The sequence below is a fragment of the Novosphingobium sp. KN65.2 genome (assembly GCF_001368935.1).
Lineage (GTDB): Bacteria > Pseudomonadota > Alphaproteobacteria > Sphingomonadales > Sphingomonadaceae > Novosphingobium > Novosphingobium mathurense.
In genome coordinates, this window is sequence record NZ_CCBH010000060.1 from 1 (window position 1) to 655 (window position 655).

Annotated in this window: 1 protein-coding gene; it reads right to left on the reverse strand. The window is 59.7% G+C overall.

All coding sequences use genetic code 11. The features are described from left to right. Positions 1-52: 52 nt before the first annotated feature. The coding region (locus tag SPHV1_RS02235; protein WP_054944482.1) for an IS6 family transposase at positions 53-655 on the reverse strand (603 nt) is incomplete at its 5' end.

The following is a 655-nucleotide window of genomic DNA, read 5'->3' on the forward strand; positions in this document are numbered from 1 at the left end:
GGCTCTGTTGCAAACATGGGGCACGGCCGCGCGGCGTCACCCAGTTGGGGGATTAGGCAGCATTGGCGAAATGCTTATTGAGCATAATCATGGTTTCGGTCAGGGCCGAGGGTCCAATTCCGAATGCTCTTTCAACCAGGCGCACCTCCCCCATGATACCTGGCTGCAGGCACCATGCCTGGGCCTGTCCTTTGCGTAGGGCGCGCATGACCTCGAAGCCCTTGATCGTGGCGTAGGCCGTTGGCATCGACTTGAAGCCACGTACCGGCTTGATCAGCATCTTCAGCTTGCCGTGGTCGGCCTCGAGCACGTTGTTCAGATATTTCACCTGCCGGTGCTCGGTTTCCGCCGCCAGTTTGCCTTCGCGTTTCAGCTCAGCGATTGCTGCGCCGTAGCTGGGTGCCTTGTCGGTATTGAGTTTGGCCGGCTTTTCCCAGTCCTTCAGGCCACGAAGAGCTTTGCCCAGAAAGCGCTTCGCCGCTTTGGCGCTGCGTGTCGATGACAGATAGAAATCAATCGTGTCGCCCCGTTTGTCGACCGCCCGGTACAGGTAGGTCCATTTGCCCCGCACCTTTACGTAGGTCTCATCCAGACGCCAGCTCGGATCAAAGCCGCGCCGCCAGAACCAGCGGAGACGCTTCTCCATCTCCGGCGC